12 protein-coding genes, 1 tRNA gene and 2 pseudogenes are annotated in these 13,081 nt (G+C 65.4%); 7 read left to right on the forward strand and 8 right to left on the reverse strand.

Annotated features, from left to right (window positions below; translation table 11 throughout):
• The 5 genes and pseudogenes from E3T41_RS18060 to E3T41_RS18065 all read left to right on the forward strand — a co-directional run.
• Positions 1-458 (forward strand): annotated as a pseudogene (locus tag E3T41_RS18060) (FUSC family protein); the annotation flags it as partial.
• 612 nt (positions 459-1,070) lie between these two features.
• Positions 1,071-1,362, forward strand: a pseudogene (locus E3T41_RS18685) (IS3 family transposase); the annotation flags it as partial.
• Positions 1,363-1,481: 119 nt separating this feature from the next.
• Positions 1,482-1,916: a hypothetical protein gene (locus E3T41_RS16380; protein WP_134479408.1), complete on the forward strand. Its 435-nt coding sequence runs from the start codon at positions 1,482-1,484 to the stop codon at positions 1,914-1,916.
• A gap of 215 nt (positions 1,917-2,131) precedes the next feature.
• On the forward strand, positions 2,132-2,410 hold the full coding sequence (locus E3T41_RS16385; protein WP_134479409.1) for a hypothetical protein: 279 nt from the start codon (positions 2,132-2,134) through the stop codon (positions 2,408-2,410).
• Positions 2,411-2,585: 175 nt separating this feature from the next.
• Complete coding sequence (locus E3T41_RS18065) at positions 2,586-2,939, forward strand: tyrosine-type recombinase/integrase (protein ID WP_134479410.1); 354 nt, start codon at positions 2,586-2,588, stop codon at positions 2,937-2,939.
• Positions 2,940-2,985: 46 nt separating this feature from the next.
• Here E3T41_RS18065 and E3T41_RS16395 read toward each other — a convergent pair.
• The 7 genes from E3T41_RS16395 to hisS all read right to left on the reverse strand — a co-directional run bounded on the left by E3T41_RS16395 (position 2,986) and on the right by hisS (position 9,999).
• Positions 2,986-3,062, reverse strand: a tRNA-Leu gene (locus E3T41_RS16395).
• A gap of 74 nt (positions 3,063-3,136) precedes the next feature.
• Positions 3,137-4,630 (reverse strand): NAD(P)/FAD-dependent oxidoreductase, encoded by a 1,494-nt coding sequence (locus E3T41_RS16400; RefSeq protein WP_092451671.1) that lies wholly within the window; start codon positions 4,628-4,630, stop codon positions 3,137-3,139.
• Between the two features lie 22 nt (positions 4,631-4,652).
• On the reverse strand, positions 4,653-5,984 hold the full coding sequence (locus tag E3T41_RS16405) for a S8 family serine peptidase (protein ID WP_233194821.1): 1,332 nt from the start codon (positions 5,982-5,984) through the stop codon (positions 4,653-4,655).
• Positions 5,981-6,526: a DUF501 domain-containing protein gene (locus E3T41_RS16410; RefSeq protein WP_092451669.1), complete on the reverse strand. Its 546-nt coding sequence runs from the start codon at positions 6,524-6,526 to the stop codon at positions 5,981-5,983. Before E3T41_RS16410 ends, E3T41_RS16405 begins: the two co-directional genes overlap by 4 nt.
• A complete protein-coding gene (locus E3T41_RS16415; RefSeq protein WP_092451667.1) occupies positions 6,523-7,008 on the reverse strand; it encodes a septum formation initiator family protein in 486 nt (161 codons plus the stop codon). Before E3T41_RS16415 ends, E3T41_RS16410 begins: the two co-directional genes overlap by 4 nt.
• A 263-nt stretch (positions 7,009-7,271) precedes the next feature.
• Positions 7,272-8,552 carry a phosphopyruvate hydratase gene (eno, locus tag E3T41_RS16420; protein WP_092451665.1) on the reverse strand — a complete coding sequence of 427 codons (1,281 nt, stop codon included), beginning with the start codon at positions 8,550-8,552 and terminating at the stop codon, positions 7,272-7,274.
• A 178-nt stretch (positions 8,553-8,730) separates the two neighbouring features.
• Positions 8,731-9,999, reverse strand: a complete 1,269-nt coding sequence (gene hisS, locus E3T41_RS16425; RefSeq protein WP_134479411.1) for a histidine--tRNA ligase — start codon at positions 9,997-9,999, stop codon at positions 8,731-8,733.
• A 93-nt stretch (positions 10,000-10,092) separates the two neighbouring features.
• Between hisS and E3T41_RS16430 the strand changes: the two genes are divergently transcribed.
• Complete coding sequence (locus tag E3T41_RS16430) at positions 10,093-11,073, forward strand: ABC transporter ATP-binding protein (protein WP_174775307.1); 981 nt, start codon at positions 10,093-10,095, stop codon at positions 11,071-11,073.
• Positions 11,070-12,179 carry an ABC transporter permease gene (locus E3T41_RS16435; protein ID WP_241991219.1) on the forward strand — a complete coding sequence of 370 codons (1,110 nt, stop codon included), beginning with the start codon at positions 11,070-11,072 and terminating at the stop codon, positions 12,177-12,179. Before E3T41_RS16430 ends, E3T41_RS16435 begins: the two co-directional genes overlap by 4 nt.
• A gap of 19 nt (positions 12,180-12,198) precedes the next feature.
• Here E3T41_RS16435 and E3T41_RS16440 read toward each other — a convergent pair whose 3' ends face one another.
• Positions 12,199-13,026, reverse strand: a complete 828-nt coding sequence (locus tag E3T41_RS16440; RefSeq protein ID WP_370257931.1) for a MazG family protein — start codon at positions 13,024-13,026, stop codon at positions 12,199-12,201.
• Positions 13,027-13,081: the final 55 nt, after the last annotated feature.

Genomic DNA, 13,081 nt, shown 5'->3' on the forward strand with positions numbered 1-13,081 from the left:
CCAGCGGGCTGCGAACTGCGCTGCAGCAGGCCGACGAAAGCCGCAAAGTCAATCCGCGGGCTCGAATCCACCGCCACCGAGACCTGAGCGCCGACTACGAGGACCTTGCCGCGCTCGAAACCATCGCCTTTCATGTGAGGGATCTCACGGAGGTACTGGCCGGGGCAGTGTGGGGCACCCCGATCAAGGTGCAACTGAGAGAGGACTTGCGCCCGTCGGTGAGCCTGGCGCTTGACGCGATGGCTGCGGCGCTGCGTGATTGGGATTCAGGAAATACGGATCTGACGGCGCACTCCGCTGCCGCGGATGCGCTTGCGTCCCTCATGGCCGAGCTTGACAACATAGAGGACTCCACTCCGGCGACGTCGATGGGCGCCGCGATATCCATCGCGATGGATATCGCCCGAGCGCTCGCAGCCCTACTCTCCCGCCTCGAAGGTCCGGCGACTGATGACTAGTTGCGATGACCTGACGCTAGGGCATTTTGACTTTCGCGTCGTTCCTTGGCTAACTTCGGCGAAGCATTTGTTACCGCAGACCCCGGTAGCGTCGCTGTTTCTCACCACGCTAAGGGAGCATTAAACGAATATTTTCGTCATCGTCGCCATTATCTTGCTGCTGGTCGGTGGTTTCGTTCAGGTCTTGCAGTTCCTGCTCTGGGTAGGCGCCGTCCTCCTGGTCATCGCAGTCATCGCAGGGGCTATCTGCAGCCTGTCGGGCCGCAGCCGCTGACGCGTGTGACCGACAAGGTCGAGCGGGAGGACGAGGCGGTCGAAACCCTACGCCAAGAATTGCGGCGGACAACACACAGCTACGGTCATCCGCAATAGCTCCGCGTGGGTTCGCATTTGGGAAAGGTATTGGGACCGAAGAGGTGGCCTCGATCGCGGTCAATGGTGTCTCCTCGCGTCCCATTCCACGTTCGACGAATTCATCCTTTCGTTGCGACGACTGCTGGAATTCGCCGAACCTTGATCAACGCAGATTGGGGACCAGGCTCAGAGTCAGAGTCAGGGGCAGCTCGCTCAATGTTTCATAAGGCAACGTCCTACGGACTCGCGCGCGGTAAGGACCACGGCAGCGTTTTCGTGTCGACCGACTTCCGGGCGCTGATGACCAGGCTCCGGTTGCGCTCCTCGATGGGCCGCCCGGCGTGTTGGGACAACAGTTTGGCCGAGAATTCTTCTCGATGCTCACGATCGAACGCGTTTACCGCACCGTATACGCGACGAAATCACAAGCCCGCAGCGATGTCATCCGGTATGGAAAAGGCTTCCACAGCAGCCGACGCCGGCACTCCGCGCCGGGGATTACCGTCGACTTAGTGACGTCCCTTATGGTTATCAACAGCCAACATTGGCAAAGCAGATGAATCTACTAATTCCGCTGTCCGAAACGCCCGCAGCAACTCACGTGGGTAGACCAAGGGGCGTCGCCGTGCCGACGTCTTCGGGTGGCCGCATCATTAACGGATGGGTGTGATGAGCAACGAACTTGGTAAACTCGTAGACCGAGGAGATATCGACGGCGCCCTCCTTGCAGCGAGAGGGCTAACCCCTAAAAGAGTCCGGGAACTCCTCCTCAGCGGCGACGGTTTCATGACGAATTCAGCACCCTACGGAGAATTCATCTCTCGCTGGTACAACTCACTGACGAGCCCGTACTTACGTGCTGAAGCCGCTGACTGGTTCGCCCAGGCTTACCTCACGGAAATCGCCGACGTTCCAGGCGCTGAGCAGACGGGTGCTGCGATGTCCACCGAGTCCAAAAAGGGCGTCATAAGGTACCTGGCGGAATCAATCGGCGGAAGGGACGTCGCGGACTGGGCTACGAGCCCGGAACGTCCTATCACTCAGCAGCAACTGGGCGGCTGGAAGGCAGTAGCCCAGCAACTTCGGGAGATAACGCTTCCCTAAGGTGTTCGTCCCGTGCCCCAGGTTCTGAGGGCTCAACGCTGCATTGGCTGCCCGCAAGCGGGACCTCGACCAGGACGGCATAACCCGCGGTTGTGTTCCACGGAGGGCCATATGAAGGCTAGGACCTTCATTCCCGTAACCCCCGCCCGAGAAAATGCCCGGTGGAGGGAGGCTAACCGGGGCAGAAATATCGCTGCTAATTCCTTGCCCGGGGCTTGGGGACCGTCGAGCTGCGTCGCTGCAACGCGCTGGACGGCGTGGTCGCCAGGGTCAAGGTTGAGGCCGATCCAGATGCCGCGGGCGTCGAGGCAGGGGTACGAGACCAACCGTGGGTGTTCGGTGCGGACGAGCCGTCTGTCCGCTTCGCGGGTGATGGCGCGATGGGCGTCGGAAGTGCAGCAGTACGCGACCCGGTCGACGTTTTCGTGCACGAGGCGGTAGCCGTGGTTGGTCACGATCTTCTAGTACCGCTGCCACGACTTCAGGGATCCTAACAGAACATCTTAGGTCGATTTATTCTGTCGTAACTCAGGGCCGTTCTTTGATGACGTATCGCAGGATTAGGTCGGTGCCCGGATAGCGGGTCTGAGTTTCTGTGAGACTCGAGCAGAGCTCGCTGACGGCGGCGGTGTCGCGTTGGGTGGGCATCGGGTCCAGCGTGATGGTCAGTTGGCACTGCTCTGCGCCGACAAGACACCCGACCAGATCCTGTTCGGCAACGGGCTGTCGCACCAGCGCACGCCGTCGACTCGGGACGGCTGGCTGGTCTACGCCCTCAAACGTGCCCGGGAGGTCGATCCGAACTTCCCTCGCGTCACGCCCCATGACCTCCGGCTCACCGCCGCGAGCCTGGCCGTGTCCGCCGGCGCGAACGTCAAAGCACTGCAGCGGATGCTCGGCCCCGCCTCGGCCGCGATAACCCTCGACGTGTACGCGGACCTCTTCGACGACGATCTGGACAGCGTCGCAGTGGCCCTCAATCAAGCCCGAATGATTTCAAGTGTGGGCAAACGGGGCATCTGAGGCACCCGACACCAAGTTAAAACCCAGATGAGCGTAGATATATTCGTGGTGCCCCCACTGGGACTTGAACCCAGACTGTGACGATTTTAAGTCGTCTGCCTCTGCCAATTGGGCTATGGGGGCGTGCCCGGTAACGGGCGGTTCCAGCATAGGTGCTGCCGAGCGATGCGATCGCCCGGCAGCACCTATCGAAACAGCTACTTTGAAGCGGATGCCTCGGCGGCCGCCTTCTGCGCAGCGGGTGCCGTGGTGGCCGAAGCAGCCTCGGCTGCAGCAGCCTTGACCGTGGGCTTGCGCGGCGCACGGGGCGCACGCGGGGCCGCCGGAGCCTTGGCCGCGGGGGCTGCAGCTGGCGCAGCAGCAGGTGCCGGCGGCTTGGGGCGCGAAACGAACTCTTCGAACACGGCACGCGGGTTCTCGGTGGCGCTCAACGACACCACGTCGCGGCCGAGGAAAACGTTGTTGACCCAGCCCCAGACGACGCGCAGCTTGCGCTCCCAGCTCGGCATGGCCAGGCCGTGGTAGCCACGGTGGGCGAACCAGGCCGGCATGCCCGTGATGGCCAGGTTGCCGCTCTGGAAGACACCGACTCCAACGCCAAGGCCGGCAACGGCGCCCATGTTCTTGTGGAAGTACTGCACCGGTGCTTCGTCGCGCAGCACGGCAACGATGTTCTTGGCGAGCAGCTTGCCCTGGCGCACAGCGTGCTGGGCGTTCGGCACGCAGTTGCCGCCGACGCCGCCACCACTCAGGTCGGGGACACAGCTCACATCGCCGGCGCCCCAGGCATCGGCGATGATGTCGTCTTCGGTTCCGACGCGCAGGTCGGCACGAACCTGCAGGCGACCGCGCTCTTCGATGGGAAGGTCGGTGTGGCGCACGATCGTCGGGTTCGCCATGACGCCTGCAGTCCAGACGATGAGGTCGGTTTCGAAGGTCTCTCCGGTGGAGAGCTCGATCTTTCCGTCCACCGCGCTGGTCAGCTGGGTGTCGAGGTGAATCTGAGCGCCGCGACCGGCGAGGTTGTCGATGACCCAGAGGCTTGTCTTGAGCGAGACCTCGGGCATGATGCGGCCCATGGCTTCGATGAGGTGAAAGTTGGTGTCCTCGAAGCTGATCTCGGGGTACAGGGTGAGCAGCGAGGTCGCGAACGAGCGCAGCTCGGCAAACACCTCGATGCCGGCGAAGCCGCCACCGACCACAACGAACGTGAGCAGGCGCTCACGCTCGGGGCCGGCCGGAAGGGCTGCCGCCTTGTCGAAGTTGGTCAAAACGCGGTCGCGAATGGCGACGGCTTCTTCGATGGTCTTGAGTCCGATGGCCTGGTCGGCGACGCCCGGAATCGGGAACGTGCGCGACACCGCACCGGCGGTGACCACGATGATGTCGTACTTGAACTCGTACGGCTCGCCGGTCGGCGGGGTGATCGTGGCGGTCTTCTCGGCGTGGTTCACGTGCGTGACCTTGGCGGAGATGACGTTGGTCTTCTTGAGGTGGCGACGGTGCGACACGACCGCGTGACGCGGTTCGATGGATCCGGCAGCGACCTCCGGCAGGAAGGGCTGGTACGTCATGTAGGGCAGCGGGTCGACCATGGTGACCTCGGCTTCACCGGATCGTAGCCACTTCTCGAGCTTCCACGCCGTGTAAAAACCGGCGTAGCCGCCACCAACAATGAGAATTTTGGGCACGATGAGAAGGCCTCCTACAGGATTATGATTGTGCGAAATCTTTGGGGTTGCGCCGAATTCGCTTGATGTACCGAGTGGCCCCAATGCCCACCAGCGTTACTAGGATACCAAACCCTACGAGTACAGCGAGCGGCAGACTAATATAGGTCAGTGTCAGCTGGTTCGGGAGCCACGCCGTGAGCACATTTTGCACCGGCAGCGCCGGGTCTTCATCGACCGCAGCCGGAGCCTCCGCAACGGGAGTCTCGGTCGGAACCACGTCAATCTGAGCCCGCCGGTGCAGCGTGATCCACTCCGTGAGCAACTCGCTCGGAGTGGCCTCTGTCGCCGGAGCGACATAGCGGGTGACGGCGGCAGCGGCATCGATCAGGCCGTTGCCATAGATGGGGCTCGGCACGCTCCGCCCGTTGGCGTTCGCGGTCGCGATGACCCGGTTCATGACTCCCGCAGCGTCGAGCGTCGGATAGGCCGCCCGCACCAAAGCAACGAGCCCGGACACGATCGGCGTCGCGGCACTCGTGCCGTCCCACTGTACATAGGTCGAATCGGGCGTCACCCCGACGAGCTTCTCGCTCGGCGCAGCGACGGCAATGGTGATGCCTTGCGAGGAGGCATCGAAGCTCGCCGATTTTTCGCGGTCAACGCCGGCGACCGTCAGCACGCCGGGAATCGTCGCGGGAGCCCCGACTTCGGTGGTTCCGCTCCCCCGGTTGCCGGCGGCGGCCACAACGACGACATCATTTTCGAAGGCATAGAGAAATGCGTCATCCCAGCTCTCCGGCCAGTACAACGTATTGCGGGTGAGGGACATATTGATGACGTCCGCCCCATTGTCGACGGCCCAACGGATGCCCTGCGCGATCTGATCGTCGTTGCTCACTGCAGAACGACTGCTGCCAAATCCGACCGACACCGCCAAAATGGATGCCTCAGGCGCCACGCCGATCAGTCCGGTACCGTCGCCAGTGCCGCGTCCGGCCAGAAGCGAGGCGACCAGGGTGCCATGCTCGCCCTCATCATCGTCGCCGGCGACCGGGGTTTGACCGTTTGCGGAGCCGAGCCCGGAGACATCCGTTCCCCCGATGACCGCGCCGGTCAGCTCTGCCACGTTGCCGTTGACTCCAGAGTCGATGACCGCGACCGTGACACCGGCCCCGCGCGTGGTGTTCCACGCTTCGGTGAAGCCATAATCGGCGAGCCAATACTGCAGGTCGCGAATCTGATCGGCGTGCGCGGCGGGCGCGTCGAGCACGACGGAACCGACCACGGTACCGCCGAACAGCGCCGTGGCCAACGCGAGCCCGACGCCCGCGCTGACCCGACGAGCGCTGACCCGGTGCGTAGTCGCGGTCACGCCAGGGCCGCCCCGGATTCGTCGATCGGCGCCGCGGAGTAGTCCAGACACTCGCAGACCGTGGGCGACCAGGTGGCGCGTTCCAGCGCGAGGTCGCCGACCGGATTGACGCCGGGTCCGGCCGCCAGCGAGTGGGCGGCCAGGGCGTGCAGGCATTTCACCCGGTTCGGCATGCCGCCGGAGGAGATGCCAGCGATTTCTGGCACGCTTCCGAGCTGGTCGCGGTCGAACAGAAAGCTCTCGTGCGCCGCTTGGTAGGCCGCGCGCACGTCCGCACCGTCGGCGAGCAGGTCGTTGTACTCGTTCATGACCTGGGTGGCTTCGAGGGCGGAGATCGCTGCGGTGGCCGCGGGGTGGCAGAGGTAATACAGCGTGGGGAACGGGGTTCCGTCGGCGAGCCGCGGTGCGGTCGCCACGACGGTCGGCGCGCCGCAGACGCAGCGGGCGGCGATGCCGACGACGTTGCGGGCCGGTCGTCCGAGCTGGGCCGAGACGAGGTCGATGTCGGCCGCGGTGAACGGGTCGAACGGCGGCCGGGTCACGGCGCCACCGTTTCCGGTGTCGCGGGTGTTAATGTCGCGGGTGCTCCGGCTTGCGGGGCGAGGCCGGCGGTCATGGTGGAGGCGAACAAGGAACCCAGCCAATCAATCTTGGTGCTTTGGATATTGGTACTCACCGGCGCGGCATCCGCTTCAAGCGGGGCGACGACCGGTAAATCGTTAATGACGAGAAAGCTGATGTCGCCGGGCAGTACGTAGAACAACCGCTCGCGCGCCTGCGTTGTGACGTAGGTGCGGTCGTTCCAGCGTTCACGCTGGCTGGTGAGACGGTCGACCTCGTCCTGTTGATCGGCGACGGCCCTGCTCAACTGGCTGATCTGCTGCCGCTGCTCGGCGTAGGTACGCAGGCTCGGCGCGAGAATCACCACGGCGAGCACCAGAATCACCATCATCACCAACGAGAATCCCGAAAAGCGGATGCCGCGCAGCCAGCCGCCGGCGGGCGTTTCCGTCTCCGAGACCATGGGTGGCCGCTGGGCTGGTTCACGCTGTACTGGTTGACGGTGGGCTGTTTGCCGCTGAGCCTGCGGGCGCTTGCCCGACTTGGTCTGCGCCGGCTGGGGCTGGGACGGCGTCTGCTGAGGTCGCTTCGGCGCCATCACAACTCCTTTCGCTGGTCGGTCATGTCTGTCAGTAAAAAATGGTACCAAGGGAAAGCTGTGGGCCCCCGACCAACCGAAATATCGGTGGTCGAGGGCCCGATGGTGCTATTGCTGCTGAGTGCCTACTACGCGGTGAAGCGGGGAAACGCGGTGCGACCGGCGTAGACCGCGGCCTCGCCGAGTTCCTCTTCGATGCGCAGCAGCTGGTTGTACTTCGCGACGCGTTCGCTGCGGGCGGGGGCGCCGGTCTTGATCTGGCCGGCATCCGTTGCGACGGCGAGGTCGGCGATGAAGGTGTCTTCGGTCTCGCCGGAGCGGTGCGAGATGATCGCGGTGTAACCGGCGCGCTGGGCGAGGGAGACGGCATCCATTGTCTCGGTCAGGGTGCCGATCTGGTTGACCTTGACCAGAATAGAGTTCGCAGCCGCGAGGGAAAGGCCCTTGGCCAGGCGCACCGGGTTGGTCACGAACAGGTCGTCTCCGACGATCTGCACCTTGTCGCCGAGCGCGGCCGTGAGGTGTACGTAGCCGTCCCAGTCGTCTTCTTCGAGCGGGTCTTCGAGCGAAACGAGCGGGTAGTCGGTGACGAGCTCAGCGTAGTAGGCGCTCATCTCTTCGGCCGAAAGCTTCTTGCCCTCGAAGTTGTAGCTGCCGTCCTTGAAGAATTCGCTCGCAGCGACGTCGAGGGCGAGGGCGATGTCCTTGCCGGGAACGTAACCGGCGTTTTCGATCGCTTCGACGATGAGGTCGAGCGCTGCCCGGTTGCTGGGCAGGTTGGGGGCGAAGCCGCCCTCGTCGCCGAGGCCGGTGGAGAGGCCCTTGGACTGCAGCAGGGCCTTGAGCGAGTGGTAGGTCTCGACGCCCCAGCGCAGGGCCTCGCTGAACGACTCAGCACCGAGCGGAACGATCATGAATTCCTGGATGTCCACATCGTTGTCGGCGTGCGATCCGCCGTTGATGATGTTCATGAGCGGAACCGGGAGGGTGTGCGCGTTCGGGCCGCCGAGGTAGCGGAACAGCGGCAGTCCGGCCGAGCTCGCGGCGGCCTTGGCCACGGCGAGGCTGACGCCGAGGATGGCGTTGGCGCCGAGGCGCTCCTTGTTGTCGGTACCGTCGGCTTCGATCAGAACGAGGTCGACGATGCGCTGGTCGGTCGCGTCGATGTCTTCGACCGCGGGGCCGAGGTCGTCGATGACGGCTTCGACGGCCTTGAGCACGCCCTTGCCCTGGTAACGGGCTTTGTCGCCGTCGCGCAGCTCATAAGCCTCGAACACGCCGGTGGACGCTCCGGACGGCACCGCGGCACGGCTGACCGTTCCATCGCCGAGCAAAACCTCGACTTCGATGGTCGGGTTGCCTCGCGAGTCGAGAATTTCGCGTGCGTCTACTGCCTCAATTAGGGCCACAACTGTCTCCTGTTTTGTCGGGATTGACGCCTGGTCGGGCGCCGGGGTACTGGTCGGAATAAAGGTAGGGGTGTGCCGGACGCTTTTAATGAACGCAGCCCAGGCGAATTCAGTCTAACCAAACCCGTCGGCCGTTCGCCGAACCGCAGAGCTGCCTGGTCGGGCGCGGGTGGCCTGGTCAGGCGCCGAGCGGTTTGAAGTCGAGGTCGCCGGCCGTCTGAGTCTCGGCGGTCACGAACGCGAACCTCCCGTAGCCGGCCTCGCCGGCCCGGTCGAGCAGCGCCTTGAGGTTCTTGGTGCGGCGTTCGAGGCGGACACGCAGGCCGTCGGCGACCAGGTCGCGCTTGAGAGCGACCAGTCGGGCCGGATCGGCCTCTTTGTCGTGCACGAGCACGACCGCCAGATCAGCGGATGCGGTATCCGCTTCAAGCAGGTCGACGATGCGTTCAAAGCCGATCGAGAATCCGCAGGCGGGCACGTCGGTGCCGAGGAACCGGCCGATCATGCCGTCATAGCGGCCGCCGCCGCCGAGGGAATAGCCGAGGGAGGGGTGCGAGATCTCGAAGATGGTGCCGGTGTAATAGCCCATGCCGCGCACCAGGGTGGGGTCGAAGACCAGGTCGACGCCGGGGAGGGCGGCGCGCAGGGCGGCGAGGTCGGCGAAGGCTTTCGGGTCGAGCCAAGCCGGCGCAGCGCCGTCGAACAAGCCGTCGCCCAGGGCCCAGCCGCCGGTGCCAAGCTCGGTGAGCAGCGCGGCGAGGCCCGGCGCATCGATGCCGAGGGCACCGAGTTCGGCCGCGACACCGTCGACGCCGATCTTGTCGAGCTTGTCGATCACGATCAGCGCCCGCTCGGTCAGCTCGGCGGCGACGCCCCAGTGGGCGAGCAGGGCGCTGAGGATGCGGCGGTCGTTGATGCGAATGGAGCAGCCCTCGAGGCCGAGCAGATCGAGCGTCGCGGCCGTGGCGGTGATCAGTTCGATCTCGGCGAGCGCGCCGGCCTCACCGATGATGTCGATGTCGCACTGCATGAACTGGCGGTAGCGGCCCTTCTGCGGCCGTTCGGCGCGCCAGACCGGTGCGATCTGAATCGACCGGAACACGGTCGGCAAGCTCGCACGGTGAGTGGCGTAAAACCGGGCGAGCGGCACCGTCAGGTCGAACCGCAGGCCCAGGTCGGCCAGCGACAGAAGGTCATCCTGCTCGGCCGCCACCGCAACATCCGCTGGGCTGAGCCCGCGCTTGAGCACCGCGAAGGCGAGTTTCTCGTTGTCGCCGCCGAGCCCGGAGTGCAGGCGGGCGGAGTCTTCCATGACCGGGGTTTCGATCTCGTCGAAGCCGTGCGCACGAAAACTCTCGCGAATAATGCCGAGCGAGCGTTCGCGGAGGGCCTTGTCGGCGGGGAGAAAATCGCGCATGCCGCGCGGCGGGGTCACTGCAATAGCCATGGGGTAATTCTCTCAGCATGCCGTGGATGCGATTCACCGTCCGCTCCTGAAATTGGCCGCGCCCTAGACTCGGGGGAACAAGTGGGGGTGTGAATGTCGGTCGCGACTTTTTCCGGCGAGACGGACGTGACGTCGAGCGGCGTCGCGGTGACCGGGGTCAGTCGGTCATTTGGCAGTGTGCTGGCGGTGGTGGATGCGTCGCTCGTTGTGCCGGCCGGGTCGGTGACGGCGTTGATCGGACCGAACGGCGCGGGCAAGACGACCCTGCTGCTCATGCTCGCCACGTTGCTCACACCGTCGACGGGCAGCATCCGCATCAACGGGCACGACCCGGTCACCGAACCCGAACGGGTGCGCGCCGTCACGGGCTGGATGCCGGACGCCCTGGGTTCCTGGCCGAGCCTCTCCGCCCGTGCCGCCCTGCAGACCACCGGGCGCATGTACCGAATGACCCGCGAGCAAGCCGCCGTGCGCGCCGACGAACTGATCGCGCTGACCGACCTCGGTGATTTTGCCGATCGACCCTCGCGGGTACTGTCCCGCGGTCAGAAACAACGCCTGAGCCTGGCGCGGGCGCTCGTGCACTCCCCGGGCGTGCTGCTGCTCGACGAACCGGCGTCCGGTCTCGACCCGGCCGCGCGCGCGTCGTTGCGCCAGCTGCTGCGTCGCCTGGCCGGCGACGGCACCGCCATTTTGGTGTCGAGTCACGTCCTCGCCGAACTCGACGAGATTGCGGATGCCGCGGTGTACCTCGCCGCCGGACGCACGGCGAGCCCGGAGCAGGTGGCCGCGGCGGGCGCGAGTGCCAGATCCTGGCGCATCCGTTCCCTGGATGAGGTGGCGCTGGAACGTGCCCTCGCCACTCCCGGAGTGGTCGGCGCGCTCGTCACTGTGCGCGGCGTCGACCAGCTCGGCACTTTGGTGCAGGTGGAGAACGAGGCCTCGGCGGCCGCTCTGCTGCACAATCTGGTGCTGAGCGGGGTTCCGGTCTGCGATTTCGGACCGGCCGTCGGCAACCTCGAACACACCTTTCAGGACCTCACCCGGTCGACCGGTGGGGAGTCGACGAAATGACCCACTCACGGGTGTTCTTCTCCGGGCTCTGGCTCATCGTCACCCTCGAACTGCGTCAGCGCGTGCGTGGAGCCTCGTGGTACGTATTGCTCGGCGTCTTCATGCTGCTCGTCGGCGTGGTCACGTTTCTGCTCTGGCTGGCGACCTCGGCCTGGCTGTCCGGCGGCGGCGGCGTGTTCTCCACCATCATCTTCTTCGTGCTGCTGCTCGGCACGCTGGTCTCTCCGGCGCTGTCGGGCAATGCCCTCAACGGCGATCGGGATGCCGGCACCCTCGCCACGACGCAGGTCACGCTGATCAGCACCAGGCAACTCGTGCTCGGCAAGTTTCTTGCCGCCTGGATCACGGCCCTCGCCTTTCTCGCGGCGGCGCTGCCGTTTCTCATCTTCGCGGTCGTGCTCGGCGAAGTCTCGTTCGGCACCATCGCCGTGTCGGTGCTCGTGCTCGCGGCCGAGCTCGGCGTCATTGCCGCCGTCGGAGTCGGACTCTCCGGCATTCTGACCCGGCCGCTGTTTTCGATCGTGCTGACCTATCTGGTCGTCGCGGCACTCAGCCTCGGCACCCTCATCGCGTTCGCGCTGCTCGGCACCGCCACCCAACAGCAGGCGACGAATGTGAACTACTACGTGGTTTCGTCGACGTTCGACGAGGCCACCGGCGAGCAGTCGGACATCGTCTGTTCCACGGCCGAGACGACGACCCAAAACGTGCCGCGCTTCGACTACTTCTGGTGGATTCTCGCCGCGAACCCCTACGTGGTGGTCGCGGATGCCGCCCCCGGCAGCTTCAACGACGCCGGCTACCCGACCGACCTGTTCGGCCAGATCGCCGTCGGCGTGCGCAGCGCCCAGTCGCCGCCGGAGTTGTACACGGAGTTCAACGGCTGCGACGAGGCCGCCCAGAGCAGCTTCAGCGACAGTGGCGCCTTTTCCGGTGAGGCCTTCGACCGGGGGCCGACCGCACAGCAGACCTACGACGGCGCGGTGCCGAGCTGGTTCATCGGCCTCGCCATACACCTGCTGCTCGGCGCGGGCGCCCTGCTCTGGGCATGGCGCCGCACGCGCACCCCCGCGACCCATCTCCCCGCCGGCAGCCGCATCGCCTAACCCTCCGTACTGATCCGCGTTAGGAGGGGAGGGCGATTATTCCGGCGTCGAAGGATTCGTCCAGCGGAGCGCCGGGCGCCTGGACTCCCTCGGCTCCGCGAATTTCGCCCTGCAGGTCGCGCACTGCGGCGCGCAGCGCGCGCTCGGCGTCAAGGCCCTGCGCCCGAGCGGATGCCACGATCGCCAGCAGCAGCGGGCCCAGATCGGCTTCGGATTCGATCGGAAGCGGGAAGCCGGCATCCGCTTCGATCAGGCCGATCTTTTCGGCCCGACCCAGCACCTTGTCGGCGAGGGCGAGGGCCGGCATACCACCCGGAATTCCGTCGAGCACGCTGGTGCGGCCCGGCTTCTCCGCGGCTTTAAAACCGTCCCAGGCAGCCGAAACCTCCGCCGCGGTGTCGAGGGTGACATCGCCGAACACGTGCGGGTGTCGCCCGACCATTTTCTCGGTCAGGCGGGCAGCGACATCCTGAATGTCGAAGTTCTCCTCCGGCGTGTGCGCGGCCAGGTCGGCGTGGAACAGCACCTGGTAGAGCACATCGCCGAGTTCCTCGAGCAGGTCGTCGCGGCTGCCGTCCTCGATCGCCTCGATCAGTTCGTGCGTCTCTTCGACCAGGTGGCGCACCAGCGAGGCGTGGGTCTGGTCGGCGTCCCACGCGCAGCCGCCGGGCCCGCGCAGCCGCGCGACGGTGACGATCAGGGTGTCGAGAGGGCTGGATTGCATCGTTGTCTGCCGAGCGGATGCCGCATCCCGGTCATTTTCGTCGGCCGGCGGAGTCGATCGGGTAGCGTTGGCACCGGACACAGCGCCGGACACGGAGCCGGAGGAAAACACGGGGTTGGTCATGGTCGGCACTCCTGGATCGGTTCCATCGTCCCTCCATCGTAGGCGGGCTACCGAT

The organism is Cryobacterium sp. Hh38 (genome assembly GCF_004403235.1).
In the GTDB taxonomy this organism is placed as follows: domain Bacteria; phylum Actinomycetota; class Actinomycetes; order Actinomycetales; family Microbacteriaceae; genus Cryobacterium; species Cryobacterium levicorallinum.

What these genes read in the sequence shown, in the direction of transcription:
- E3T41_RS16380 (WP_134479408.1), top strand. Translation starts at nt 1,482, where the DNA reads ATGAGCAACGAACTTGGTAAACTCGTAGACCGAGGAGATATCGACGGC.
- E3T41_RS16415 (WP_092451667.1), bottom strand. Translation starts at nt 7,008, where the DNA reads ATGGTCTCGGAGACGGAAACGCCCGCCGGCGGCTGGCTGCGCGGCATC.
- hisS (WP_134479411.1), bottom strand. Translation starts at nt 9,999, where the DNA reads ATGGCTATTGCAGTGACCCCGCCGCGCGGCATGCGCGATTTTCTCCCC.
- E3T41_RS16430 (WP_174775307.1), top strand. Translation starts at nt 10,093, where the DNA reads ATGTCGGTCGCGACTTTTTCCGGCGAGACGGACGTGACGTCGAGCGGC.
- E3T41_RS16435 (WP_241991219.1), top strand. Translation starts at nt 11,070, where the DNA reads ATGACCCACTCACGGGTGTTCTTCTCCGGGCTCTGGCTCATCGTCACC.
- E3T41_RS16440 (WP_370257931.1), bottom strand. Translation starts at nt 13,026, where the DNA reads ATGACCAACCCCGTGTTTTCCTCCGGCTCCGTGTCCGGCGCTGTGTCC.